The following is a 25,832-nucleotide window of genomic DNA, read 5'->3' on the forward strand; positions in this document are numbered from 1 at the left end:
GGGGCGCCCGGGTGAGAAGCCTGAGCTTCTCTACACTGTAGACGGTACGCGTAGACTTGGGTTGAAGCAAGCTTGCCGGGTATAGCACCGGGGACCAGTGTGGCCCCCGGCTTCCCGGTCCATCCGAACGGATCGCCATGCCCCCCGCGGAAAACCCCTCCCCGCCGTCGCCCTCCGCCGCCAAGCCGCGGCTGAGCCGGGAACTGGTCCTCGCAGCGGCCCTCCGGCTGGTCGATGAGGAGGGGCTGGACGCCCTCACCATGCGGCGCCTGGGCCAGGCGCTGGGCCGCGATCCCATGGGCCTCTACCGCTACGCGGAGAACCGGGCTGCCCTGCTGGACGGTGTGACGGAGCTGGTGTTCGAGGAGCTGGAAGTGTTTCCCGAGACCGCGGACTGGCAGCTGCACCTCCGGCGTATCGCCCACAGCCTCCGCGAGGTGGCGCTGCGCCACCCCAACGTCGTCCCCCTCCTGGTGACCCGGCCGTTGTCCACGCCGCTGGGCCTGCGGCCGCGGGGCACTCTCCGGCCGCTGGAGCGGATCCTGTCCCAGCTGGTCGGGGCGGGGTTTGCCCCGAGCGACGCCCTGCACGTATACCGGGCCTATTACGGCTACCTCTACGGCCACATCCTCAATGAGTTGCAGGAATTCGTGGTGGACCCCGAGGAGAGCGAGGTGCTGCTGCGGCTGGGCCTCCACCAGCTCCCGGCGCGGGAGTTCCCTCACATCCGGAACCTGGCCGATGTCCTGGTCGACTACGACGGTAAGGCGGAGCTGGACCAGGGGCTCACGATCCTGTTGTCCGGCCTGGCCGCCCGGCTTTCGCCGCAGGAACCGGCTCCTGCCTCCTGAGCCGAAGCTCATCGATCATTGCCCCGAGCGCCGGTGCCTCCGCCGGATTGTCCGCCAGGGACACCAGCGCCTGCGCCACCCCGGCGAGCTTGACGTTGCGGTTGTTACTGAAGGACGTAAGCAGCCTGAAGGCCTCGTCGGACCCGATGCCCAGCCGGCCCATCAGGAGCCCCTCGGCCTTGGCGATGGTCCCCCGTGTGGCCATGGCGCGGCGGACGGCGTCCCGCGCGGCGAGCTCGGTTTCCCACTGAATCGTGGACGTGAGGTCCAGCATGACGCCCGAGACGCTGGCGAGCCGGCCGGCGTCGTCGAGCACGGCCTCCCCGGCCGTCAGGACCCGGTGTTCGTGGGATTGGGCGTCGATGATGCGGTGGTAGATGGCCACATGGCCGCCGTGGGCGAATAGTTCGGCGTTGACCGCCTCGATCCGGGGCAGGTCCCCCGGGTGCTTATGGGACAGGGTCAGGGCCAGCGTGGGGACGACCTCGCCGCGCTTGTACCCGTGGATGGCGTACAGCTCATCGGACCAGGACATGTACCGGGTGGCCCCGTCCATCACAAAGGTTCCGGCCGGCAGAACCGAGGCATTCACCCCGCTGGCGTAGGCGCAGCCGGGAGTCTCCGTCATTGCCTTCCTCCTTCTCGTCGCAGGCCGGGTGCCCGTGATACGCAGCCGCGGCGGCGGCCTGACCGAGGATGGTGTGTGGCCCGCCCCCAATAACTGCGGGCCACACTCCGCTCTCCTCCACCGGGCCTCGGCGGGTCATTTGACTTGCAATGCACCCCGGGATATGCTTTCGACCAGCGCCCCGATGCATCCCCCAATAGCATCGGGGCGCACCCATATCCGAAACACGCCCGACTCCGGGCGGACGGCGGGGCGGGTCCGGGGAATTCCAGTGAGGGGTTCAGGGGCCGTGCCGGCACCTGACGCCGGCGATGGCGGGGCCGACGACGGCGCCCCGCGGTGGATAGTGGCACATCAGGCAGGGCCTCCCGTCATTGGGTTGTGGCCGCCTGCATGACCTTTCCCAGAGTAACAAAATGGACCGGCCGGCCCAAGGGTTTTAAAACGGATCTTTGAGCTCCCGACGGCGGTGCCGCGCGGAGCCGCCGATGTGCGGGCAGGAACACGCACCGGCTGACCGGCACAGACCCTTTGTCCCTCGTAGCGGCGGCGTTAGTCTGGTTCCACGCCGCCAGCAACGGAACGAGGAACCGCAATGAAAGCGCTCACCCTGGTGTGGACCGCCGCAGCCACCGCCACAACTGCCGCCCTGGGCGGCCTGGCCACTGAACCCGGAAAGCCGCTGGTACACGACGCTCCGGAAGCCGGAGTGGCAGCCTCCGACGCTGGCGTTCCCGATTGTCTGGACCGCGCTCTACGCGGACATCGCGGTGACCTCCGCCGTCGCCCTTAACAGCGGCGGCCCGGGCGGCGCCCACGGCAACGAGGCCACGGCGGGCGCGGCCCGGCCGTCCGGCGGACCCACCGCAGCGGAACGAAGCAGGGCAATCCGCGCCTACCGCGCCGCCCTGGCCACCAACCTCGCACTGAACGCCGGGTGGAGCTGGCTCTTCTGGCGCTCCCGGCAGCCTTGGCTGGCCGCGGCCGAGGCCGGGGTGCTGGCGCTCAGCAGCGCCGACCTCGCCCGGCGCACCTACGCGCTCAACCGCAGCGCCGGCGTCGCACTGGTCCCCTATCCGCTCTGGTGCGGCTTCGCCACGGTCCTGTCCGCCGCGATCGCCCGGCTGAACCCCGGCCGGCACTGACCACTACGCCACCCCAGACCCCCAACCGGGGCTGACCGCCCAGGACCCCGGCCCGCCACACCGCGAGCGCCGGCCCTCCGACGCGCCCCCGTCGCCCCAACCCTAAGTAAATCTTTTGGAAAAATTGCGTTAACCAGCACCGGCCACCCGCTGACCCGGCGGAGAGTGGTCGGTACTCTTTGGGGTGTCCGGGCCCGGGGAAAGGCCTGGACGCACCGTTATACCAACCAACACCCGTCGCGGGGGACACCTTTGGTGGGGTTTCCGCGCCGGCTGCTGGGCGTTTCGCTGGGGAACGCCCTGCCGAGTGCTCGCGTCATTCACTCCGTGTTCATTCACCCCTGTTTTGCTGTGCCGGGACCTGCTTGACCAGGAGCAGTCCGGCCCGTCCGCGGGGCCACAACCCCGGACATCGCACCCAGCCCTTACCCGGGCACCTTCATGAGAGTTAGAGCGAATGAAAATCACACCATGGAAAACAGCGCTGGGCACCGCGCTGTCAGTGGGGCTCATCGCCGCCCCGCTGACAGCCGTTCCGGCCGCAGCACTGGAGGTCTCGCCGGCTGCCGCCGGAGCATCGCCGGTGACCATCAACGAGGCCTACCTCAGCGGCGGCAGCGCCGGAGCCGCCTACAAGAACAAGTTCGTGGAGCTGTACAACTCCTCTGACGCACCCGTGTCCCTGGAGGGCTGGTCCATCCAGTACCGCTCCGCGACCGGCACCGGGGCGCCCAGCTCGACGGCGCCGCTCACCGGCACCATCGCGGCCAAGGGGTTCTACCTGCTCAAGGCCGGAAGCAACGGCGCTATCGGCCAGGACCTGCCCGCGGCGGACGCCACCGCCACCGGGTTCAACCCCGCCGTCGGCGGCGGCACGATCATCCTGGCCAAGCAGCCGGCAGCCCTGAACCCGCTGGGCACCGGCTCGGTCATCGAGCCCGCCAACGTCGCGGACATCCTCGGCTACGGCAGCTCGAACACCTTCGAGACCCAGGCCGCGGCCGCCCCGTCGGGCACCGGCGACGTCCGCAGCCTCAACCGCGCCGACGGTGCGGACAGCAACAACAACGCGACGGACTTCAGCCTCAACACCGTCATCACCCCCGGCGCGGCCAACGGCACCGCCGCTCCCGTCGACCCGGTCCCGGGCACTCCCCCGGTAAACCGCACCATCGCCGAGATCCAGGGCACCGGCGCGGCCAGCCCGTTCACCGGCACCACCGCCACTACCCGGGGCAAAGTCACCGCAGCCTACCCCACCGGCGGGATCTCCGGCTTCTACCTGCAGACCCCCGGCACCGGCGGTGACCTGACCCCGGCCAACCACACCGCTTCCGACGGCATCTTCGTCTACGCCCCCGCCGCGGTCGCCTCCGTGAAGATCGGCGACTACCTCGAGGTGACCGGCGAGGTCGCCGAGTACTACGGCATGACCCAGCTCAACGTGTCCGGCACCACCGGGATCGCCGCGCTGGCCGAGGCCGCCCCGGAGGTCAAGGCCACCGGCTTCAGCCTTCCTGCCAGCGAGGCGTTCCGTGAATCCCTCGAGGGGATGCTGCTGACCCCGCAGGGCCCCGTCACGGTGGCGGACAACTTCTCGCTGAACCAGTACGGCGAGATCGGCCTGGCCGGGGGCACCACCCCGCTCGAGCAGCCCACCGCCATCGCACCCTACGGCTCCGCCGACTACACCGCCACGGTGGCGGCCAACGCGGAACGCGGCATCAAGCTCGACGACGGCGCCACCACCAACTTCCTCAAGGACGCCGCCGCCAAGGCCCAGCCGCTGCCCTACCTGACCGGCACCGACCCGGTCCGCGTCGGCTCACCGGTGACGTTCACGACCAACGTGGTCCTCGGCTACGCCAACAACGCCTGGAAGTTCCAGCCGCTGACCCAGCTGACCCCGGCGAACGCCGCCACGGTCCAGCCGGCGCGCTTCGGCGCCACCCGCGCGGATGCCCCCGCGGCCGTGGGCGGCAGCCTCAAGCTCGCCTCCTTCAACGTGCTGAACTACTTCTCCACCACCGGCGACCAGGTGGCCGGCTGCACGTTCTACAAGGACCGCGCCGGCAACTCGATCACCGTCCAGGGCGGCTGCAACGTCCGCGGCGCCGCGAACGCGGAGAACTTCAAGCGCCAGCAGGACAAGATCGTTGCCGCGATCTCCAAGTCCGGCGCCGACGTCGTCACCCTAATGGAGGTGGAGAACTCGGCCCAGTTCGGCAAGAGCCGCGACGCCGCCCTCTCCACCCTGGTGGACGCCCTGAACGTGGCCACCCCCGGCATCTGGGACTACGTCCGCACCCCCGCCAACGCGCCCCCGCTGTCCGATGAGGACATGATCCGTACCGCGTTCATCTACAAGAAGGCCGCCGCCGAACCGGTGGGCGAGTCCATCATCCACAACGACACGGTCGCGTTCGCCAGCGCCCGCAAGCCGCTGGCCCAGGTCTTCAAGTCGGCCGGCGCCTCCGATGACAAGAAGTTCATCGCGATCGCCAACCACTTCAAGTCCAAGGGCTCCGCTGCGACCCCGGACGACACGGACAAGGGCCAGGGCAACTCCAACCTCGCCCGCACCGCCCAGGCGCAGTCCCTGCTGGCCTTCGCCGACGAGCTGCAGAAGTCCAAGGGCACGGACAAGGTCTTCCTGATCGGCGACTTCAACTCCTACGCCAAGGAGGACCCGATCAACGTCCTCACCGGCGCCGGGTACGTCAACCAGGACGAGAAGGCCAGGAACGCCGACGGCTCCGCCAAGCACTCCTATCTCTTCGGCGGCCTGGTGGGCTCCCTGGACCACATCCTCGCCTCCCCGGCGGCCAACGCGGCCGTCACCGGCGCGGACATCTGGAACATCAACTCGGTGGAATCCGTGGCGCTGGAGTACAGCCGCTACAACAACAACGTCACCGACTACTACGCCCCTAACCAGTTCCGCGCCAGCGACCACGACCCCGTGGTGGTGGGCCTGGACCTGAAGGCCGGCCCGGCCCTCCCGGCCAGCGTCGACCTCAACCTGTTGGGAATCAACGACTTCCACGGCCGGATCGACTCCAACACCGTGCAGTTCGCCGGCACCATCGAGAAGCTCCGCGCTGCCGCCGCCCCCGGCGCCACCGCGTTCCTCTCCGCCGGCGACAACATCGGCGCCTCCCTGTTCGCCTCCGCGGTGGCCAAGGACCAGCCGACCATCGACGTGCTCAACACCCTGGAACTGCGCACCTCGGCCGTGGGTAACCACGAGTTCGACGGCGGCTGGGCCGACCTGCGTGACCGCGTGATCGCCGGCGGCGGGAACGCCAAGTTCCCGTACCTGGGCGCCAACGTCTACAAGAAGGGCACCACCGAGCCGGTGCTGCCCGAGTACACCGTGCTGGAGCTGAACGGCATCAAGGTGGCCGTGATCGGCACCGTCACCCAGGAAGTCCCGGCGCTGGTCACCCCGGCCGGCATCGCGGACCTCGAGTTCGGCGATCCGGTCGAGGCCATCAACCGGGCCGCCGCGAAAATCAAGGCGGACAAGCTGGCCGACGTGATCGTGGTCGAAAACCACGACGGCGCCGGGTCCGGAGCGCCTGAAGGCGCCACCCTGGAGCAGGAAGTCGCCGCCGGCGGCCCGTTCGCGGCGATGGTCCAGAAGGTCAGCCCGGACGTGGCCGCGATCTTCAACGGCCACACGCACAAGCAGTACGCCTGGGACGCACCGGTCCTGGACGCCGCGGGCCAGCCGACCGGCAAGACCCGCCCGATCGTCCAGACCGGCAACTACGGCGAGTTCATCGGCCAGATCCAGCTCACCATCGACACCAAGACCATGTCCGTCACCGGGTACAAGGCGGCCAACGTCAAGCGCAGCACGGATCCGGCGGCTGACCTGATCGCCGCCTACCCGCGCGTCGCCGCGGTCAAGGCCGTCGTGGACAAGGCCGTCGCGGACGCCGCCGTGATCGGCAACCAGCCGGTCGGCAAGGTCACCGCGGATATCACCACCGCATTCGGCGGCTCCCCCGCCGTCCGCGATGACCGCAGCAGCGAGTCCACCCTGGGCAACCTCGTGGCCGACTCGCTGGTGGACGCGCTCAAGGCCCCCGAGCTGGGCGGCGCCGAGATCGGCGTCGTGAACCCGGGCGGCCTGCGCAACGAGCTGTACTACGCTCCGGACGGCACCATCACCTACGCCGAGGCCAACGCGGTCCTGCCGTTCGTGAACAACCTCTGGACGACCACCCTGACGGGCGCGCAGTTCAAGACGCTGCTGGAACAGCAGTGGCAGACCAACCCGGACGGCACGGTCCCCAGCCGCGCCTACCAGCAGCTGGGCCTGTCCAAGAACGTCAACTACACCTACGACGCCGCCCGCGCCGCGGGTGACCGGATCACCGCGATCCGGGTCAACGGTGCGCTGATCGACACGGCGAAGTCGTACCGGATCGGCACGTTCAGCTTCCTGGCCACCGGCGGCGACAACTTCCGGATCTTCACCGCCGGCACCGGCACGAAGGACTCCGGGCTGGTGGACCGGGATGCGTGGATCGCCTACCTGAAGGCCCACAACCCCGTCTCGCCGGACTTCGCACGCCGTTCCGTGGCCGTGGTCAACACCACCGCGGCCGAGGTCAAGGGCGGAGAGGCCATCACCCTGGCGGTCTCGAAGCTGGACCTCACCTCGCTGGGCAGCCCGGTCAACGCCTCGCTGCGGGCCGAGTTCACCGATTCCGCCGGGAAGGTCACCGCGCTGGGCACCGTCCCGGTCTCGGCCGGCGCCGCCTCGGTCAACCTCGCCGTGCCCGCGGGTGCGGCCGCGGGCACCGGCACCCTGGTGCTCACCGCCGTCGAGTCCGGCACCGTGGTGAAGACCGCGGTGCAGGTGGCGGCCAGCGCCCCGCCGGCACCGGTCTGCACCGCCCCGGTGCCGCCGACCAAGTGGTACGACCTGGCCGGCTGGGTCAAGTACGGCATCGCCTGGGTGAAGTACCAGAAGTGCCTGCGGGGCTGATGCCCTGACAGGCGGGAACGGGCACGCCCCGCCCCGGCCGGAACGGTGGACCACCAGTGCGGTGGGTCCGCCGGCCGGTCCGGGGTCGGGGCGTGCCTGTTGTCGTTGGGGCGCCTCAGTCGCCGAGGATGTCCCGGGCGATCTCGTCGGCGTCGCGCAGGGTCCGTTGCCCGCTGCGGTAGACCGGGCCCTGCGCCTGCCGGGCCTCCGCGGCGATCGCGGTGCCCCATTGCGCGGCGGAGAGCTGCAGCCCGAGGACGTAGATCCGCTCCGTCACGGAGCCGTTCGCGGCCACCGGGCGGTACGGGTGCGGGACGACGTCCAGTCCGGTGCTCTGCAGCGGGATGCCCTCGGCGGTCATGGTCAGGCGCGGCCGGACCAGGCCGTCGGCCAGCAGCTGTTCGAGCAGGGGCGAGGCGTTGACGCCCACCCGGTTCGCCGGCGCCAGGGCCTCCACCAGGACGGATGCCTCGACCCGCGCCGGGGTTTCCGCCGGCGCGATGCCCGTGGCTGACCCCGGGGTCTCTCCCGGGCCACCCACCCACGGGGAGGCGGCCGTGAACACGCCGGCCTTGCGGTCCACCCCGAACTTCGGGTCGGGTCCGACAAAGCTGACCACACCGGCGCGGACCAGCGCCGCGAGCTGCTCGGCTCGCAGGGCGGGCGGCCCGCTGGCCAGGCCCTCCACGAAGGCCTCGAACCAGCCGCGCAGCCCCGACACCCAGGACTCGTCGGTGATGCCGCCGTCGGCCACCACGGACTTCAACACGGCGCGTCCATGGTGCAGCGCGCCAATGGTCATCTTCACCGGGTCGTCCTCGCCCAGGGCGGAGCGCCGTGCGTCGTCGAGGAGGTAGTCCGTCACCGCCGCGTCCAGCTCCGCCCGGGAGGCGAAGCTGCGCCCGGCCAGCGGCGCGGCCAGGCCCAGCAGGTCCAGCCGGCAGGCGGGGTCCACGTGCGCCCCGATGACCTCGGTGGCGGCGTCCTCCCACTTGGCGGTGGAGTGGGCGTGCGGGTGCAGCGCCTCCTCCAGCAGGCCCAGGAAGCGTTCCGGGCCGGGTCCGACCGCGTCCGGCTGCGAGCGCGCCAGGGTGGAGTAGTAGGCCCAGACTGCGTCGCGGTGCAGCAGCGGCCACAGGTCGTGGTCGAAGGCCGGCACCACGCCGGCGGCGGCGAAGCGGCCCACCGCCTCCTCCGTGAGGTAGCGGAGGCTGACCGAGGCCGGGTAGTAGCCGGAGAGGGTGGCTTTGGCCCGGTACGGGGTGCCACGGCGGGACGCTGCGATGATGAACGGTTCCCGGCCCGAGGGCAGGTAGGTGAGCCCGGCGCCATCGTCCGCGGGCAGGAACGTCCCGCCCCGGCCCTCGGTCAGCTGGCCCATCACGTCGAAGAAGTTCAGCCCCATGCCGCGCACCAGTACCGGCTGCACCGCCGGGATGGCGGACCAGTCGACGTCGGCCGGGACGGCCGGCGGAAGGTAGGTCAGGCCGAGGTCACCGGCGGCCGCCTGCAGCTCCCGCTGTTCGGGGTTCAGCCGGGATTCCAGGTGGCCCAGGGCCAGCACCACCGACCCGGCCCTCAGCGTGGTCCCGTCGGCGAGCTCGACGTCGAACCCCCCGCCGGCGTCGTCCTCACCTATGACGGGGCGGACCGCCGTCGCGGAGGTCCGGTGGAAGGTGACGGTGACTCCTTCGGGCGCCGCGGCGACCAGCTCCTCGAGGGTGTGCCGCAGGTAGCGTCCGTACAGCGCACGGCTGGGGAATCCGGTGGCCTCAAGGGCGTCGAGTTCCTCGCGTTCGGCGCCGCTGAGCGCTTCGTCGGGGTCCTGGCGCTGGCGTTGCCGCCACTGCTCAAAGGTCCCGCCGGCCAGCGGGGGCGCGAGACCGGGGTCCTGGGGCACCACGGTGGGGTAGAACGACTGGGTGTTCATCAGGTAGAGCCGCGACTGCTCGGGCCGCCAGACGTGTCCCGGGCCGGCCGGGTAGGGGTCGATGACGTCGATCTGCAGGGTGGCGCCGGGGGCCGCGGGGGCCCAGTTGGCGAGCAGCCGTTCCAACACGCTGGTGCCCCGGGGACCGGCGCCGATCAGTGCCGTCCGGATGCTCTGCGTTATTGCCACGGCATCCAGAGTATCGGCATCGGCCCCGGCGGCTTGACTTGCCTGCCCGGCGAGGCAGTTGCTTGGATGGGCCCATGACCACCACTGCTGCTGAGCAATTCCCCGTGTCCGGTGCCGCCCCGGGGGCCGCTACCGAACCCGTTGACGAAAACATCTGGCTGGAGGAGATCTACGGCGAGGAACAGCTGGCCTGGGTCCGCGAGCAGAACGCCCGCACCGAGGAACTGCTGGAGGACGCGGAGTACGCGGACCTGCAGGAGCGCATCCTGGAAGTCCTGGACTCCACCGACCGGATCGCCATGGTCGGCAAGCACGGCCGCTGGTACTACAACTTCTGGAAGGACGGGGCGAACCCCAAGGGCCTGTGGCGGCGCACCGACTGGGACAGCTACCGGGCGGGCTCGCCCGCGTGGGAGGTCCTCCTGGACGTTGACGCCCTGGCAGCCGAGGAGGGCCAGGAATGGGTCTTCCACGGAGCCAACTTCCTCCGCCCGGCCGAGGACGGCGAGCACCGCCGGGCGCTGCTGGCGCTCTCCCCCGACGGCGGCGACGCCAACCGCTACCGCGAGTTCGACGTCGAGCGCCGCGCCTTCGTGGACCCGGCCGAGGGCGGCTTCGACCTGCCCACCGCCAAGGGCAACGCGTCCTGGCTGGACGAGGACACGCTGCTGGTCTCCAGCACCGCCGAGGGGCTACCGCGGACCACGTCCTCCTACGCCCGTACCGGCGTCGTGCTGCGCCGCGGCGGTACCCTGGCCGACGCCGAAACGCTGTTCGAAATCCCCGAAGAGCACATGATGGCCCTGGTGGTGCACGATTCGACGCCCGGCTACGAGCGGACCTTCGCCGTGGACTGGGTCAGCTTCTTCGAGACCCGCACCTCGGTGCTGGTGGACGGCCAGTGGGTGGAAATCGACGTGCCCGCGGACGTGAACGTCAGCTCGCACCGGGACTGGCTGCTGTTCCGGCCGCAGAAGGACTGGACGCTGGAGGGCACCAGCTACCCCGCGGGCTCCCTGCTGGCCGTGAACTTCGAGTCCTTCCTCGCCGGAGGCCGCGACCTGTCCGTGCTGTTCACCCCGGATGAGCACACCTCGCTGCAGTCCTGGAGCTGGACCCGGGACTTCCTGCTGCTGAACCTGCTGCGCGATGTGTCCTCTGAGATCCGGGTGCTGGACCCGCAGCGGCCCGGCACCGACTCGGCCTGGGCGGTCAAGGTCCTGGACGCCTGCCCGCCGCTGCACGACGTGAACGCCTACGCCGTCGACGACGAGGACTCCGCCGAGGGCGCGGACGGTTCCGGGGACGCCGGGGTCTCCGGGGGCAACGACTTCTGGCTGGTGGCCACCGGCTTCACCACGCCCACCACCCTCACCCGCGGCACGCTCACCCGCGCCGGCGTCGACGGGGTGGTCAGCAACCACGAGGTGGTGCGCACGGCGCCGTCGTTCTTCGAGGAGGACGCCTACGAGGTACAGCAGCACTTCGCCGTCTCCCAGGACGGGACCCGCGTCCCCTACTTCCAGATCGCGGCGCGCGGCCTGGTCCTCGACGGCCAGAACCCCACCCAGCTCTCCGGCTACGGCGGATTCGAAGTCTCCCGCACCCCCGCCTACAGCGGCGTGGTGGGCCGTGCCTGGCTGGAACGCAGGACCGAGGAGATGGCCGGGGCCGACGGCGGTGCCCCGCACAGCCGCGGCGGCGTCTACGTGGTGGCCAACATCCGCGGCGGCGGCGAATACGGGCCCGCCTGGCACCGCGCCGCCCTCCAGGAGAACCGGCACCGCGCCTACGAGGACTTCGCCGCGGTGGCCAGGGACCTGATCTCCCGCGGCGTGACGTCGCGGGAACGGCTGGGCTGCGTGGGCGGCTCCAACGGCGGCCTGCTGGTGGGCAACATGCTCACCCAGTACCCGGAGCTTTTCGGCGCCGTCTCCTGCGGTGTGCCGCTGCTGGACATGCGCCGGTACAGCAAACTCTCCGCCGGCTACTCCTGGATCGGCGAGTACGGCGACCCGGACGACGCCGACCAGTGGGAGTTCATCCGGACGTTCTCGCCCTACCACCTGCTCCGGGACGGGGTCGAGTATCCGGAGACGCTGATCTGGACCGCCACCTCGGACGACCGGGTGGGGCCGGTGCAGGCGCGCAAGATGGCGGCACGGATGCAGGCGATGGGGATCCCCAACGTGTGGTTCCACGAGGCGCTCGAGGGCGGGCACGCCGGGGCCTCGGACAACCGGCAGGCCGCGGCGCTGCAGAGCCGAAGCCAGCACTTCCTCTGGCGGGCGCTGGCGGGCAGCGGCGCCTGACCCGGCGGCCCGCCAACCGTTTTGCGCTGCATGGCCGCTTCTGCGTATCCTTGGTGGGCTAGTGATAGCGGATGGAGACGTGCCAGAGCGGCCGAATGGGCTTCACTGCTAATGAAGTGTGGGGCACAACTCCACCGGGGGTTCAAATCCCCCGTCTCCGCGTTTGGCCCCGGTCCTGGACCGGGGCCTTTGCGTACCCGGGCCCTAGCCGGCCTGGCCCAGCACCAAGGGGAGCACGGCTCCCGCGCCGGCCTGGCGCAGCGCCCGGCCCGCCACGGTGACGCTCCAGCGGCTGTCCACCAGGTCATCGATCAGCATCACGCTCTGGCCCTGAATCGCGGAGAGGGCAGCCTCCAGTTCCGGGCCCACCACCAGTCGCTCCCAGACGCCCGCGAGCCGGTACGCGCTGTTGCCGCCGCGGCCGCCCGTGGGTCCGCCGTGGGCCAGCTGCAGCGCGCCGAGGTACGGAATGCGGCCGATCTCCGAGATGCCGCGGGCCAGCGAGTCCACCAGTTCCGGCTTGCTCCGGGACGGGACGCTGACGATTCCCGCCGGCCGGCCTGCCCCGCTCCAGCCGGGGGTCCGGGAATCGCCCTGCCCCCACTCGCGCAGCACCTTGACGCAGGCCCGCAGCATCGCCGGGTCCACGGCACGGTCCGGGGCGCCGGCGGCGAACGTCTCGCGCAGCGCGCCGCCCCAGCCGAGGTCCGTCAGGCGGGCGAGTGCCCGGCCGTTGGCCACGCTCTCCTCGGGCTTGATCTTGCCCTTGACGGCCACGCCCAGGCGGTCCATGCCGCTGGGCCACTGCAGACGGGGCTCCAGCACGATCCCGGCGCGGCTCAGCGTGGCATCGGCGGTCTGGGTAGCGTCGGCCGCGATGTCGGCCGGGAACCACCGGCCGGCGCAGTTGTCGCACCGCCCGCACGGGTGGGCGGTCTCGTCGTCGAGAACGGACGTGATGTACTCCATCCGGCAGCCGGCGGTGTCCTGGTAGATCACCATGGAGTCCTGCTCGTCCACGCGGGCCTCGGCGATCCGGCGGTACCGTTCGGCGTCGTAGACCCAGGGCATGCCGGTGGAGCGCCAGCCGCCGCCCACCCGCTCCACGGCCCCGTCGACGGCCAGGACCTTGAGGAGCAGTTCCAGCGGCGTCCGGCGCAGGTCCACGCGTGCTTCCAGGGCAACGGTGGAGACGGCAGTTCCGGCCTCGGCCAGCGCGGTCAACACCGCCGCGGCCTTCTCCTCCGAGGGCATGGACGCCGTGGCGAAGTACTGCCAGATGTCCCGGTCCTCGGAGCCGGGCAGCAGCAGGACGTCGGCGTTCGCGGCGCCACGGCCCGCGCGGCCCACCTGCTGGTAGTACGCCACGGGCGAGGACGGGGCACCCAGGTGCACCACGAAGCCGAGGTCAGGCTTGTCGAAGCCCATGCCGAGGGCCGAGGTGGCCACCAGCGCCTTCACCTCGTTGTCCTTGAGCAGCTGCTCCGCCCGTTCCCGGTCCGCCGGGTCGGTCCTGCCGGTGTAGGAGAGCACGTTGTGCCCGGCTTCGGCCAGCAGCCGGGCGGTGTCCTCGGCCGCGGAGACGGTCAGCGTGTAGATGATGCCGCTGCCGGGGAGGTCCCGCAGGTGGGTCAGCAGCCAGCCCAGCCGCTCGCGTGAATCCGGGAGCCGGAGGACGCCAAGCCGGAGGGAGTCCCGGCCCAGGGCGCCGCGGATGGTCAGGACGCCCTCGCCGAGCTGCTCCTCAATGTCGTGGACCACCCGGGAATTGGCGGTGGCCGTGGTGGCCAGGACGGGAACGCTGTCCGGCAGTTGGGTGATCAGGTCGGCGATGCGGCGGTAGTCCGGCCGGAAGTCGTGGCCCCAGTCGGAGATGCAGTGCGCCTCATCGATCACCAAGAGGCCGGTGCGCCGGACCAGTTCGGGGAGCTGGTTCTCGCGGAAGGAGGGGTTGGTGAGCCGTTCCGGGGACACGAGGAGGACGTCCACCTCGTCGGCCGCGAGCTGCTCCCGGACGGTGTCCCATTCGAGCTGGTTGGCCGAGTTGATGGCCACGGCCCGGACCCCGGCCCGGGCTGCGGCGGCAACCTGGTCCCGCATCAGGGCCAGCAGCGGCGACACAATCAGGGTGGGGCCGGCGCCGCGGCGGCGCAGCAGCAGGGACGCGACGAAGTACACCGCGGACTTGCCCCAACCGGTGCGCTGGACCACGAGGGCCCGCCGGCCGCCGTCGACCAACGCCTCGATGGCCTCGAACTGCCCCTCGTGGAAGTCCGCTCCCGGGTTTCCGACGAGCTCGCGCAGCACGTCCTGCGCCTGGGCCCGCGTCGTAGATTCCTGGGTCATGACTGGTGCGTTCTGGGGAGTGGCCATTGCTTCAGTATCCCAGCCCCCTCCGACAGCGACGAAGCCCGCCAGCCCCTATGTGGACAACGTCTCCCGGGAAATCCACATAAGCGGACCTGTTTCGGCTGCGCGGCGGACCGTTCACCGTAAGATGGTGCCCGTGACTAGCGAACAGACCAGGACCTATGACCTCTCGGCCTCCTTCAAGGCCTACGACGTGCGCGGCATCGTCGGCGACTCGATCACCGTCGAGATCGTCGAAGCAGTTGGCGCCGCCCTCGTCGACGTCCTCGAACTGAGCGGACAAACGGTCCTGGTCGGCGGCGACATGCGCCCCTCCTCCCCCGAGTTCAGCCGGGCCTTCGCCAACGGCGCCGCCACCCGCGGGGCCAACGTCCAGCTGCTGGATCTGATCTCCACCGACGAGCTCTACTTCGCCTGCGGCAAGCTCAACGCCGCCGGCGCCACTTTCACCGCCAGCCACAACCCCGCCGAATACAACGGCATCAAGATGGCCAAGGCCGGCGCCGTCCCGATCTCCTCCGAGACCGGACTCAAGGAGATCCAGGCCCGCGCCGAGGAATACCTCAACGCCGGCACCATCCCCGCCCAGGGCACCCGCGGTCTGATCAGCGTCCGCGACGTCCTCAAGGACTACTCCGAGTACCTGCGCAGCCTCGTGGATCTCAGCGGCTCCCGCCCGCTGAAGGTCGTGGTCGACGCCGGCAACGGCATGGCAGGCATGACCACCCCCGCGGTCCTCGGCGACACGCTGCTGCCCAAGCTGCCGCTGGAGATCGTGCCGCTGTACTTCGAACTGGACGGCTCGTTCCCGAACCACCCGGCCAACCCGCTGGAACCGGAAAACCTGCGCGACCTGCAGGCCGCAGTCGTGGAGCACGGCGCCGACATCGGCCTGGCGTTCGACGGCGACGCCGACCGCTGCTTCGTGATCGACGAGAAGGGTGAGCCGGTCTCCCCTCGGCCGTCACGGGCATGGTGGCCCGCCGCGAGATCGCCCGCGCCAAGGCCAACGGCGAGGACACCCCCACGATCATCCACAACCTCCTGACCTCACGGGCGGTCCCCGAACTGGTCGCCACCGACGGAGGCCGCGCCGTCCGCACCCGTGTGGGCCACTCCTTCATCAAGGCAGTGATGGCCGCGGAGGGCGCCATCTTCGGCGGCGAACACTCCGCACACTTCTACTTCCGCGACTTCTGGAACGCTGACACCGGCATGCTGGCCGCCATGCACGTTCTGGCCGCACTGGGCGAACAGGACGGCCCGCTCTCCGACCTGGGCCGCGAGTACGAGCCGTACCGGTCCTCCGGCGAGATCAACTCCGAGATCGAGGACAAGGCCGCCGCCGTGGAGCGGGTCCGGCAGGATTTCCACACCGAGGACGTCGAGATCGACTACCTGGACGGCAGCACCTTCGTCGCCACCGACGGCAGCTACTGGTTCAACCTACGCCCGTCCAACACCGAGCCTTTCCTCCGCCTGAACGTCGAGGCCACGGACCAGGAAACCATGGAACGCATCCGCGACCGGGTGCTGTCCGTGGTCCGGGGCTAACCGGGTGAGCAGCCCGGCCACCGGTTCCTGGCGCAGCTCCGTGCCCGAGGCCAGCGCCACGGACCTGGAGAACCTGCTGGGTACCGGCGTCGGCGCGGCCCAGGAGCAGCTTGAGCGCAACGGCGGATTCCTGCCTTTCGCTCTGGTGGTCCAGAACGACGACGAGGTGCGCTTGGTGGCGGTCACACCGGCCGACGCCGCCGACGGCACGGACGGGGACTTCGACGCCGACGCCATGATCGCCGACCTGACGGAACTCCTCCGCCAGCACCGGGACGAGTTCCGCGCCGCGGCGATCGTCTGCGACATCACGTTGGTGGAGGAAGACTCCGATGCCATCCACGTCGCGGCCGAACACCGCGACGGCAGCGTCTTCGCCGCCGTCCTGCCCTACTCCGGCGATGACAGCGGGGACCTCCGCTTCGGGGATCTCGCGGCAGACTCCAACGAGCCCACCGTCTGGGTGGACTAGACCAACAGCAGACCATGAGGATTAACGCCTTCGCCGACGTCAGCCTGCGGGCCATGATGGTCCTGGCGGCAGCCCCGGCGGCGGCCTGCTCACCACGCAGGCCGTCGCCGATGCCGTCGGCACCCCGTACAACCACGTCAGCAAAGCCATGGCCAACCTGCGGATGATGGGGCTGATCGACGTCGAACGCGGCCGCCACGGCGGATCCCGACTCAGCGCCGCCGGCCGCCGCGCCACCGTGGGCGAGCTGCTGCGCGCCCTCGACACCCGGCAGGATCCAGCCGACTGCGAGGTGCCCGGCGGCACCTGCCCGCTGATCGCCGAATGCCACCTCCGGGGCGCCCTGCACCGGGCCCGCGAGGCCTTCTACCGCGAACTCGATGACATCGTCATCTCCTCGCTGCCCACCGAACGGCAGATGAACCCCGTCTTCGCCTCGATCGGCCTGCGACCCGACCTCTAAGCGGCACAGCCGCGGACCCCGAGCACTGAGAAGCAGCGCCCGGCGCCGCAGCCCACGGAACCGTCCCGCGCCCGCACTGCCCGGCCCCGGCGGCATTCACCCGCGCCCCAAACGCCCGAATGACCCGCCGCCCGGTCACGATTTGCACCGGACTTCTACGAGCTGTAGAAAAGAACATGTAAATACTTGTATTTGAAATACCAGTATGGACGCACAGGGTCCGCCTGAAGACGCCGGACCACTACCTCAGGAGTCAGCACATGCTCTCGGACAAGTCCTTCCCCGTCATCGAGGCCACCCTGCCGCTGGTCGGATCCCGCATCGGAGACATCACCCCCAACTTCTACGCCCGGCTCTTCGGCGCACACCCGGAGCTGCTCGACGGCCTCTTCAGCCGGTCCAACCAGCGCAACGGCAACCAGCAGCAGGCCCTCGCCGGGAGCATCGCCGCCTTCGCCAGCCACCTGGTGACCAACCCGGGCACCCTGCCGGAAACCGTCCTCTCCCGCATCGCCCACCGGCACGCTTCCCTCGGCATCACCGAACCGCAGTACCAGGTGGTCTACGAGCACCTCTTCGCAGCCATCGCCGAGGACCTGGCCGAGGTCATCACCCCCGAAATCGCGGAGGCATGGACCGAGGTGTACTGGCTCATGGCCGACGCGCTGATCAAGCTGGAGAAGGGCCTCTACGCCGCGCAGGCCAACGACGCGATGTGGACCCCGTGGCGGGTGGCAGCCAAGCGCCCCGCCGGCACCGGCTCCATGACCTTTGTCCTGGAACCCGAGGACAGCACCCCGGTCACGGCCGCGCTGCCCGGCCAGTACGTGAGCGTCAAGGTCACCCTTCCGGACGGCCTGCGCCAGGTCCGCCAGTACTCCCTCTCCGGCGACGCCGGGACCACCCGCACCTTCACCACCAAGATCGACGACGGCGGCGAGGTCTCTCCCGTCCTGCACAGGACCGTCCAGGTCGGCGACATCCTCGAGATCTCCAACCCCTACGGCGAGATCACCCTCAAGGAGGGCGACGGCCCGGTGGTGCTGGCCTCGGCCGGCATCGGCTGCACGCCGTCGGCCTCCATCCTGCGCTCGCTCGCCGCCGAGGGCTCGGACCGCCGGGTGCTGGTGCTGCACGCCGAAAGCACGCTGGAGAGCTGGGCGCTGCGCTCCCAGATGACCGACGACGTCGAGCGCCTCGACGGCGCCGAACTGCAGCTCTGGCTCGAACGTCCGGCGGCGGGAACCCCCGCCCGCGAGGGGTTCATGAGCCTGCGCGAGGTGGACCTGCCCGCGGACGCATCCCTGTACCTGTGCGGTCCGCTCCCGTTCATGAAGAACATCCGGAACGAGGCGATCAACGCCGGAATCCCCGCCACGAAGATCCACTACGAGGTCTTCGGCCCGGATATCTGGCTCGCCAACTAGGGCCCGGCCGGACCGGCAGCCCAACCTTGAACAGACGTCGGCCCCGCACCTGTGAAGGTGCGGGGCCGCCGTCGTGGTGCCGTAAGGCTAGGAGTGCGAGGCCATCCGGGCCTTGAGCGACTCGAGTTCAGCGCGCAGGGCGTCGGGCAGCGAGTCGCCGAAGCGGGCGTACCACTCCTCGATCGAGGCCAGCTCGGTGTCCCATTCCTCGCGGTCCACGCGGACGGCGTCCTCGACGTGGGCGTGGGTCAGGTCCAGGCCGGTCAGGTCCAGGGCATCGCCGGTGGGGACATAGCCGATGGGGGTCTCGACGGCGTCGGCCTTGCCCTCGATGCGCTCGATGGCCCACTTGAGGACACGGGCGTTGTCGCCGAAACCGGGCCAGGCAAAGCCGCCGTCGGCGGTGCGGCGGAACCAGTTCACCAGGAAGATGTGCGGCAGGCGCTCCGGGTTGGCCTTGCCCGAGACGCTGATCCAGTGCTTGAGGTAGTCACCGGCGTCGTAGCCCATGAAGGGCAGCATGGCCATCGGGTCGCGGCGCAGCACGCCCACCTGGCCGGAGGCGGCGGCGGTGGTCTCGGAGGAGAGGGTGGACCCCATGAAGATGCCGTTGGTCCAGTCGCGGGCTTCGGTCACCAGCGGCACCGTGGTCTTGCGGCGGCCGCCGAAGAGGATCGCGGAGATTTCGACGCCCTCGGGGTTGTAGTACTCCTCGGCGAGCATGTCGACCTGGGAGATCGGGGTGCAGAAGCGCGAGTTCGGGTGCGCGGCCGGCTTGTCCGAGTCCGGGGTCCAGTCGTTGCCCTGCCAGTCGATCAGGTGCGCGGGCACTTCGTCGGTCATGCCTTCCCACCACACGCCGCCGTCGTCGGTGAGCGCGACGTTGGTGAAGATGCTGTGGCCCTTGGCGATGGCGCGCATGGCGTTCGGGTTGGTGCCCCAGCCGGTGCCGGGGGCGACGCCGAAGAGGCCGGCCTCGGGGTTGGTGGCGCGCAGCTCACCTTCCTTGCCAATCCGCATCCAGGTGATGTCGTCGCCAAGGGTCTCGACCTCCCAGCCATCGATGGTGGGGTCGAGGAGCGCGAGGTTGGTCTTGCCGCAGGCGGACGGGAACGCCGCGGAGACGTAGTACGACTTCTTCTCCGGGGAGGTGAGCTTGAGGATCAGCATGTGCTCGGCCAGCCAGTCCTCGTCGCGGGCCATCACCGAGGCGATGCGCAGGGCGTAGCACTTCTTGCCGAGCAGGGCGTTGCCGCCGTAGCCGGAGCCGTAGGACCAGATGGAGCGCTCCTCGGGGAAGTGCACGATCCACTTCTCCGGGTTGCACGGCCAGGTGACGTCGGCCTGGCCCTCTTCCAGCGGCGCGCCCAGGGAGTGGAGGGCGGGAACGTAGAAGGCGTTGGTGGCGGTGATCTTGTCCAGCACCTTGGTGCCGATGGTCGCCATGATCCGCATGGAGGCGACGACGTAGGCGCTGTCGGTGATCTCGACGCCGAACTTCGGATCCTCGGCGTCGAGGTGGCCCATCACGAAGGGAATGACGTACATGGTGCGGCCGCGCATGGAGCCGCTGAACAGGCCGCGCAGCTTCTCCTTCATCTGCGACGGTTCCATCCAGTTGTTGGTGAAGCCGGCGTCGCGCTCGTTCTCCGAGCAGATGAAGGTCTGTTCCTCGACCCGGGCGACGTCGGCGGGATCGGAGAACGCCGCGAAGGAGTTGGGGAACAGCTTTTCGTTCAGCCGGGTCAGGGTGCCGGCGGCAACGAGCTCGTCGGTGAGCCGCGTGTTCTCCTCTTCCGAACCATCAACCCAGTGGATACGATCCGGCTGGGTCAGTTCGGCTACCTCTTCAACCCACGCCAGTAGACCGGCATGCGTGGTGGGTGCTTTCTCAAGCAGCGGCATGTTCGCCAGATCGCCCATTACGGTTCCCTTCTTCGGGTTCAGTGGTGTGTCCTAAATGCTAGGGGTCGGCGTAGATTCAGATTCGGGACTTATTGCGTCTTGACGGCGCGAGGCAAAAGCAAAAACCGCGCCATTCCGCGGAATAGTAAGTCCAAGCGATGGTTTATTTGTGATCAAGGTCACATAGACCGGTCTAGTCGCGGAGATTACAGCGCCCTCGATTTGGCACTCGCGGCCCACCTCGCGTAGAGTAATTCGAGGTTCGGGGGAGCGAGAAACTCCAAAGAGCCGAAGATGCGCCCATAGCTCAGCTGGATAGAGCGTCTGTCTACGGAACAGAAGGTCAGGGGTTCGAATCCCTTTGGGCGCACACAGAAGAAATCCGCACCGGTCCGCCGGTGCGGATTTTTTATGCCCGCGGACTGCCGGGCCCGCAGAGTTCCGGGCGCCAAGGCGGGCACACTGCCGGGCGCGGAGGTTCCGGAAATATGCGGCGAATTCGGACGGGCGCACCCCGGGTCCGAGGCGCGCCAGTCCAGAACCGTAGCGCGGACCGCGCGGGGCTAGGCTGTTGCCATGACGGCGCAGATTGAACGGGAATTCGATGTCATCGTGATCGGCGCTGGCGCCGTGGGCGAGAACGTTGCGGAGCGGGTGGTCAAGGGCGGCCTCACCGCGGTCCTGATCGAGGCGGAACTGGTGGGCGGCGAATGCTCCTACTGGGCCTGCATGCCGTCGAAGGCCCTCCTGCGGCCAGGCACGGCACTGCACGGAGCCCAGAGCGTCCCCGGCGCCGAAGAGGCGGTCACCGGGTCCTGGACACCGACGCCGTCCTGAAACGCCGCGACTACTTCACCTCCAACTGGCAGGACGACAGCCAGGTCGAGTGGGTGGAGAACACCGGCATCGAACTGATCCGCGGCCACGGCTGGCTCACCGGCGAGCGCCGCGTGGAGGTGGCCGGCCTCGACGGCAACAGCTATGCCCTCACCGCCAACCGCGCCGTCGTCATCGCCACCGGGTCCCGTCCCAGCATTCCGCCGATCGAGGGCCTGGACGACGTCGACTTCTGGACCACGCGGGAGGCCACCTCCGCCCACGAGATCCCCGAGCGCCTGGGCGTCCTGGGCGGCGGCGTGGCCGGCACCGAACTGGCGCAGGCCTTCGCCCGGCTGGGCTCCTCCGTGACTGTGGTGGCCCGCGGCGCCCTGCTGGGGTCTTATCCGGAGGAAGCGGCGGACCTGGTCAAGGCCGGGTTGCGGGCCGACGGCGTCGAGATTCACGTCAACACACCCACCAAGAGCGTCGCCGCCAACGACGACGGCTCCCTCACTCTGGAGACCGGCGGCGGCACCGTCACCGTGGACAAGCTCCTCGTGGCCACCGGCCGCCACCCCGCGCTGGAGGGGCTCGGCCTGGAGAGCGTGGGCCTGGCCGCCGGGGATGGCAAGGACCTGACACTGCGCACCGACGCCACCGGCCTGGTGCACGACGCGCAGGGCAACACCACCGGACCCTGGCTTTACGCCGTGGGCGACGCGGCCGGCAAGGTGATGCTCACCCACCAGGGCAAGTACGAGGCACGCGCCACCGGCGACGCGATCGCCGCCCGCGCCGACGGCTCCCTGTCCGGCGACCCTGCCCCGTGGAGCCGCTACGCCCAGACCGCGGACGAGCACGCCGTCCCCAACGTGGTCTTCACCGACCCGGAGCTGGCCGGCGTTGGCCGCAGCCTGGCGCAGGCGAAGAAGGACGGCTACACGGCGACCTCGGTGGAGCTGCCGATCGAGGTGGCGGGTTCCTCCCTGCACTCGGAGCACTACAAGGGCTGGGCGCAGCTGGTGGTGGACGAGGACCGCCGGGTCCTCCTCGGCGCCACCTTCGCCGGGCCGGACGTGGTCGAGCTGCTGCACGCCGCCACGATCGCCGTCGTGGGCGAGGTGCCGCTGGACCGGCTGTGGCACGCCGTCCCCTCCTACCCGACCGTCAGTGAGGTGTGGCTGCGGCTGCTCGAGAGTTACGGGCTGTAGCCGCTCCGGGGATCCGGGACTGTTCCCTTCCCCACATCTATTTGAACTGACCAGTCAGTTTAGTTAGCCTTGAAGCAGATAACTTCTGCGAAAGGCTCCTTTCCGTGCTCAGCGTTCACCAGCTCTCCGTCAAGGGCCGGCGCGTCCCGCTGCTCCCGCCCACCTCACTGCAGGCCGCCCGCGGCGAACTGCTGCTCGTCACCGGCGACCGCCAGGACCAGCGCACCGCCCTGGCCCTGACCCTGTCCGGGCGGATGAAGCCCTCCGCCGGCACGGTCGAGTGGGACCGCTACGGCCGGATCAAGCAGCTGCGGCAGCGTGCCGCCGTCGTCGACGCCCCTGGCGTGAACGAGCCCGAGCCGCACCTGAGCGTCCGCGACCTGGTGACCGAGGACCTCGCCCTGGTCCCCCGCCGGTACCGCGGCGCGCTGCTCAGCACGCCGTGGCTCAAGGTCAACCGGTTCGAGGACATCGCCGGCGCCTGGGCCGATGACCTGGCCGCCGACCGCCGGCTGGAGCTGCTGACCGCGCTGGCGCTGGCCAACCCGCGGACGGACCTGCTGGTGGTGGACTCCCCCGACCGCCACAGCGGCGATCCCGCGGACTGGCTGCCCCGGCTCGAGGAGCTGGCGTACGACGCCGGCCGGCCGCTCGCCGTCGTTGCCACCGTCGCCGCCGTCCCCGCCGGCTGGACCGGTCCAGTCGCCGCCATCGGCAACGCCGCTCCCGCCGCCGATGGCGCAGAAGGCGCCGAAGAACCCCAGACACTTTTCCCCGCCGGGGACCCCGCCGCAGCGCTGGCCCCGGCCGAACCCGTCGTTGAAACCGAGGACATCCGATGACCGTCTTGCGGCTGGCCCGCTCCGAACTCAAGCGCATGACCGGTGGCCTGCTCCCCAAGCTGACCATCCTGGCCCTGACCCTGGTGCCGCTGCTCTACGGCGCGGTGTATCTCTACGCCAACTGGGACCCCTACGGGAAGCTGAACCAGATCGACGCCGCCCTGGTGGTCGAGGACACCGGCGCCACCACCGCCGACGGCTCCCGCCTGGACGCCGGCCACAAGGTGGCGGACAGCCTGCTGGAGAGCCACGTCTTCAACTGGCAGCAGGTCTCCAGCTCCGCGGACGCGGACGAGGGCGTCAGCAGCGGCAAGTACGCCTTCGCCCTGAAGATTCCCCGCGATTTCTCCGCCAACCTGGCCTCCCCCGGCAGCTTCGACGCCGCCAACCAGGCCATGCTGAACGTCACCACCAACGACGCGAACAACTACCTCCTGAGCACCATCGTGGACAAGCTGACGACGGCGGTCCACGGCACGGTTGCCAAGGAGGTGGGTGAGGAGACCGCCAACCAGCTGCTGACCGGCTTCGGCACCATCCACTCGCAGATGCTCAAGGCCTCCGACGGCGCGCACAGCCTCGCCGGCGGCGTCTCCTCGCTGCACACCGGCGCGGCCTCCCTGCACGAGGGCACCGGGTCGCTCCGAAGCGGGGCCGCCGAGCTCGCGGCCGGCCAGCACAAGCTGCTCGACGGCGCCAACGCCCTCAACAGCGGCGCGGGGCAGCTCTCCTCCGGGCTGGGCCAGCTCAGGGAGAAGACCGCCACCCTGCCGCAGGATTCGCGGCAGCTGGCCGACGGGGCCGCCCAGGTGGCCGCCGGGAATGCCGCGCTCAATGCCAAGGTCCAGGGCCTGGCCGGGCAGATGGCCGCGGCGGACCAGGCCGCGGCGCAGGCCCAGCGCGCCAAGGTGGCGGAGTCGACCGCCCGTCTGGTGGCCTCCGGGCTGATGCTCCAGCCCCAGGCCGACGCGCTGATGGCCGACTACGACGCCCACAACACCCCCGCCCCTCCGGCGCGGCCGCAGCACTGAAGGGCGCCGCCGGGCAGATCCAGCAGCTCGCGGACGGCTCGGCAGCCGTCAGCGCGGGCGCCTCCCGGCTGGCCGGGGCGACGCCGGCCCTCACCGACGCCGTCGGCAAGGCCTCCGCCGGCGCCGACCAGCTGGCGGGCGGCTCCGCGGCCCTGGCCAGCGGCGAACAGAACGCGGCGGCCGGAGCGGACAAACTCTCCGAGGGCGCGGCGCAGCTCGACGACGGTGCGGCGCAGCTGGACAGCGGCTCCGCCAAGGCGGCCGACGGCGCCGGCACCCTGGCCGGGGAGATCGCCAAGGGCGCGGGGCAGGTCCCCAACCCGGACGATTCGCAGAAGAACAGCCTGGCCAAGGTCATGGCCGACCCGGTGGCCGTCAGCAACGTCTCCCAGGCCAAGGCCGGGTCCTACGGCGCCGGGCTGGCCCCCTTCTTCCTGACCCTGGCCCTGTGGATCGGCATCTTCATGCTGGTCCAGGCCATGCGCCCGATCACGCAGCGCGCCCTGGCCTCCAATGCGCCGTCGTGGAAGATCGCCGCCGGCGGCTGGCTGCCGTTCCTGACCGTCGCGGCCGTCCAGGCCAGCCTGCTCACCCTCGTGGTGGACGTGGGACTGGGCCTGAACCCGGTCCACCCGGTGCTGATGTGGGTGCTGATGCTCGCCGCGGCGATGGCGTTCAGCGCAATCATCCAGGGCATCGTGGCGCTGCTGGGCACCCCGGGCAAGCTGGTGGTCCTGATCCTGCTGGTCCTGCAGCTGGTCTCCTCCGGCGGCACGTTCCCGTGGCAGACCACGCCCGAGCCGCTGCATGTGGTGCACCAGGTCCTGCCGATGGGATACGTGGTGGGCGGCATGCGGCACCTGATCTACGGCGCTGACCTGGCCGGGATCGTGCCCGTGATGCTGGGCCTGGTTGGCTACACTGTGCTGGGACTGGCGATGTCCGCCGTCGCCGTCCACAAACACAAGTTCTGGACGCTCAAGACCCTGAAACCGGAGATCGCGGTATGACCAGCAACGCCACCGAGGCCGGGGACAAGAAGCTCCGGCCCGGGCGCACCGGGGCCACCAAGCAGAAGCTGTTCGAGGCCTCCATGGAGCTGATCGGCGAACGCGGCGCGGCCGGCGTGACGGTGGATGAGATCGCCGCCGCCGCGGGCGTGTCCAAGGGCACCGTCTACTACAACTTCGGCAGCAAGTCGGACCTGATCGCGCAGCTGCTGCGGTACGGCGTGGACATCCTTATGACCCGGCTGCTCAGCGTCAAGGACGAGGCCGACGACCCGCTGCTGGCGATGGACGCGATGATCGGCCAGGCGATGGACTTCATGGCCGAGTACCCGTCCTTCGCCCGCCTCTGGGTCAGCGAGAACTGGCGCACCCCCAGCGAGTGGCAGGACACCTTCGCCGAGCTGCGCGGCCGCCTCCTGGGCGTCATCCGGGCCTCGATCGAGGCCGTGGCCGCCCGCTACCCGGTGGATCCGGACATCTCCCGCGGCAGCCTGGAGACCGCGATCTTCGGCGCTTGCTTCGTCGTGGGCCTGGACCGGCAGACCTACAACCCGGAGCGGACCCGGGAACAGAGCGTCGCCGCGATCATGGCCAGCATGCGTGGCTACGTCCTGAAGTAGCCCCGCTCGGGGATGATGGAGTCCATGCGCCACATGGGGAGAAGCGGGAAG

At 70.1% G+C, this 25,832-nt stretch carries 12 protein-coding genes, 2 tRNA genes and 4 pseudogenes; 14 read left to right on the forward strand and 4 right to left on the reverse strand.

The window, feature by feature from the left end:
* The first annotated feature begins 137 nt into the window (after window positions 1-137).
* Window positions 138-851, forward strand: coding sequence for a TetR/AcrR family transcriptional regulator C-terminal domain-containing protein (locus tag ACRQ5B_RS03450; RefSeq protein WP_432396973.1), 714 nt, complete (start codon window positions 138-140; stop codon window positions 849-851).
* Here ACRQ5B_RS03450 and ACRQ5B_RS03455 read toward each other — a convergent pair.
* On the reverse strand, window positions 787-1,479 hold the full coding sequence (locus ACRQ5B_RS03455) for a PAS and ANTAR domain-containing protein (protein WP_432396976.1): 693 nt from the start codon (window positions 1,477-1,479) through the stop codon (window positions 787-789). The two genes, ACRQ5B_RS03450 and ACRQ5B_RS03455, sit on opposite strands and share 65 nt — an antisense overlap.
* 737 nt (window positions 1,480-2,216) lie before the next feature.
* On the opposite strand from ACRQ5B_RS03455, the gene ACRQ5B_RS03460 reads away from it, so the two are divergent.
* Together ACRQ5B_RS03460 and ACRQ5B_RS03465 are read left to right on the forward strand one after the other, a co-directional pair.
* Entirely contained in the window at window positions 2,217-2,624 is a 408-nt protein-coding gene (locus tag ACRQ5B_RS03460; RefSeq protein WP_432398687.1) for a TspO/MBR family protein, read from the forward strand.
* Window positions 2,625-3,081: 457 nt separating this feature from the next.
* A complete protein-coding gene (locus tag ACRQ5B_RS03465; protein WP_432396979.1) occupies window positions 3,082-7,626 on the forward strand; it encodes an ExeM/NucH family extracellular endonuclease in 4,545 nt (1,514 codons plus the stop codon).
* 115 nt (window positions 7,627-7,741) lie between these two features.
* On the opposite strand, the gene ACRQ5B_RS03470 is transcribed toward ACRQ5B_RS03465, so the two are convergent.
* Window positions 7,742-9,745: an FAD/NAD(P)-binding protein gene (locus ACRQ5B_RS03470; protein ID WP_432396982.1), complete on the reverse strand. Its 2,004-nt coding sequence runs from the start codon at window positions 9,743-9,745 to the stop codon at window positions 7,742-7,744.
* Window positions 9,746-9,819: 74 nt separating this feature from the next.
* Here ACRQ5B_RS03470 and ACRQ5B_RS03475 point away from each other — a divergent pair, with 74 nt between their 5' ends.
* Both ACRQ5B_RS03475 and ACRQ5B_RS03480 read left to right on the forward strand, forming a co-directional pair.
* Window positions 9,820-12,057 carry a prolyl oligopeptidase family serine peptidase gene (locus tag ACRQ5B_RS03475; protein WP_432396985.1) on the forward strand — a complete coding sequence of 746 codons (2,238 nt, stop codon included), beginning with the start codon at window positions 9,820-9,822 and terminating at the stop codon, window positions 12,055-12,057.
* Window positions 12,058-12,130: 73 nt separating this feature from the next.
* Window positions 12,131-12,217, forward strand: a tRNA-Ser gene (locus ACRQ5B_RS03480).
* 44 nt (window positions 12,218-12,261) lie between these two features.
* On the opposite strand, the gene ACRQ5B_RS03485 is transcribed toward ACRQ5B_RS03480, so the two are convergent.
* Window positions 12,262-14,430 carry a RecQ family ATP-dependent DNA helicase gene (locus ACRQ5B_RS03485; RefSeq protein WP_432396987.1) on the reverse strand — a complete coding sequence of 723 codons (2,169 nt, stop codon included), beginning with the start codon at window positions 14,428-14,430 and terminating at the stop codon, window positions 12,262-12,264.
* Between the two features lie 133 nt (window positions 14,431-14,563).
* Between ACRQ5B_RS03485 and ACRQ5B_RS03490 the strand changes: the two are divergent.
* The 4 genes and pseudogenes from ACRQ5B_RS03490 (at window position 14,564) to ACRQ5B_RS03505 (ending at window position 18,343) form a co-directional block, all read left to right on the forward strand.
* Window positions 14,564-15,981, forward strand: a pseudogene (locus ACRQ5B_RS03490) (phosphomannomutase/phosphoglucomutase).
* Window positions 15,982-15,985: 4 nt separating this feature from the next.
* A complete protein-coding gene (locus ACRQ5B_RS03495) occupies window positions 15,986-16,453 on the forward strand; it encodes a hypothetical protein (protein WP_432396990.1) in 468 nt (155 codons plus the stop codon).
* Between the two features lie 14 nt (window positions 16,454-16,467).
* Window positions 16,468-16,916, forward strand: a pseudogene (locus ACRQ5B_RS03500) (RrF2 family transcriptional regulator).
* 260 nt (window positions 16,917-17,176) lie between these two features.
* Window positions 17,177-18,343 carry a globin domain-containing protein gene (locus ACRQ5B_RS03505; RefSeq protein WP_432396993.1) on the forward strand — a complete coding sequence of 389 codons (1,167 nt, stop codon included), beginning with the start codon at window positions 17,177-17,179 and terminating at the stop codon, window positions 18,341-18,343.
* An 87-nt stretch (window positions 18,344-18,430) separates the two neighbouring features.
* Here ACRQ5B_RS03505 and ACRQ5B_RS03510 read toward each other — a convergent pair whose 3' ends face one another.
* Window positions 18,431-20,266 (reverse strand): phosphoenolpyruvate carboxykinase (GTP), encoded by a 1,836-nt coding sequence (locus ACRQ5B_RS03510; protein WP_432396996.1) that lies wholly within the window; start codon window positions 20,264-20,266, stop codon window positions 18,431-18,433.
* Window positions 20,267-20,544: 278 nt separating this feature from the next.
* Between ACRQ5B_RS03510 and ACRQ5B_RS03515 the strand changes: the two genes are divergently transcribed.
* The 5 genes and pseudogenes from ACRQ5B_RS03515 (at window position 20,545) to ACRQ5B_RS03535 (ending at window position 25,781) form a co-directional block, all read left to right on the forward strand.
* Window positions 20,545-20,618: transfer RNA gene (locus ACRQ5B_RS03515), tRNA-Arg, on the forward strand.
* 206 nt (window positions 20,619-20,824) lie between these two features.
* Window positions 20,825-22,278 (forward strand): annotated as a pseudogene (locus tag ACRQ5B_RS03520) (dihydrolipoyl dehydrogenase family protein).
* Window positions 22,279-22,382: 104 nt separating this feature from the next.
* Window positions 22,383-23,120 (forward strand): ABC transporter ATP-binding protein, encoded by a 738-nt coding sequence (locus ACRQ5B_RS03525; protein ID WP_432396999.1) that lies wholly within the window; start codon window positions 22,383-22,385, stop codon window positions 23,118-23,120.
* A pseudogene (locus ACRQ5B_RS03530) lies at window positions 23,117-25,161 on the forward strand (YhgE/Pip family protein). The gene ACRQ5B_RS03525 and the pseudogene ACRQ5B_RS03530 overlap by 4 nt, the downstream one beginning before the upstream one ends.
* Window positions 25,158-25,781: a TetR/AcrR family transcriptional regulator gene (locus ACRQ5B_RS03535; protein ID WP_412884867.1), complete on the forward strand. Its 624-nt coding sequence runs from the start codon at window positions 25,158-25,160 to the stop codon at window positions 25,779-25,781. Before ACRQ5B_RS03530 ends, ACRQ5B_RS03535 begins: the two are co-directional and overlap by 4 nt.
* The last annotated feature ends 51 nt before the right edge of the window (window positions 25,782-25,832 follow it).

The organism is Pseudarthrobacter sp. L19 (assembly GCF_050859435.1).
Lineage (GTDB): Bacteria > Actinomycetota > Actinomycetes > Actinomycetales > Micrococcaceae > Arthrobacter.

Bases quoted from the DNA above. Each gene is read 5' to 3' on its own strand.
- ACRQ5B_RS03450 (WP_432396973.1), top strand. From the start codon at position 138: ATGCCCCCCGCGGAAAACCCCTCCCCGCCGTCGCCCTCCGCCGCCAAG.
- ACRQ5B_RS03455 (WP_432396976.1), bottom strand. From the start codon at position 1,479: ATGACGGAGACTCCCGGCTGCGCCTACGCCAGCGGGGTGAATGCCTCG.
- ACRQ5B_RS03465 (WP_432396979.1), top strand. From the start codon at position 3,082: ATGAAAATCACACCATGGAAAACAGCGCTGGGCACCGCGCTGTCAGTG.
- ACRQ5B_RS03475 (WP_432396985.1), top strand. From the start codon at position 9,820: ATGACCACCACTGCTGCTGAGCAATTCCCCGTGTCCGGTGCCGCCCCG.
- ACRQ5B_RS03485 (WP_432396987.1), bottom strand. From the start codon at position 14,430: ATGGCCACTCCCCAGAACGCACCAGTCATGACCCAGGAATCTACGACG.
- ACRQ5B_RS03505 (WP_432396993.1), top strand. From the start codon at position 17,177: ATGCTCTCGGACAAGTCCTTCCCCGTCATCGAGGCCACCCTGCCGCTG.
- ACRQ5B_RS03510 (WP_432396996.1), bottom strand. From the start codon at position 20,266: ATGGGCGATCTGGCGAACATGCCGCTGCTTGAGAAAGCACCCACCACG.
- ACRQ5B_RS03535 (WP_412884867.1), top strand. From the start codon at position 25,158: ATGACCAGCAACGCCACCGAGGCCGGGGACAAGAAGCTCCGGCCCGGG.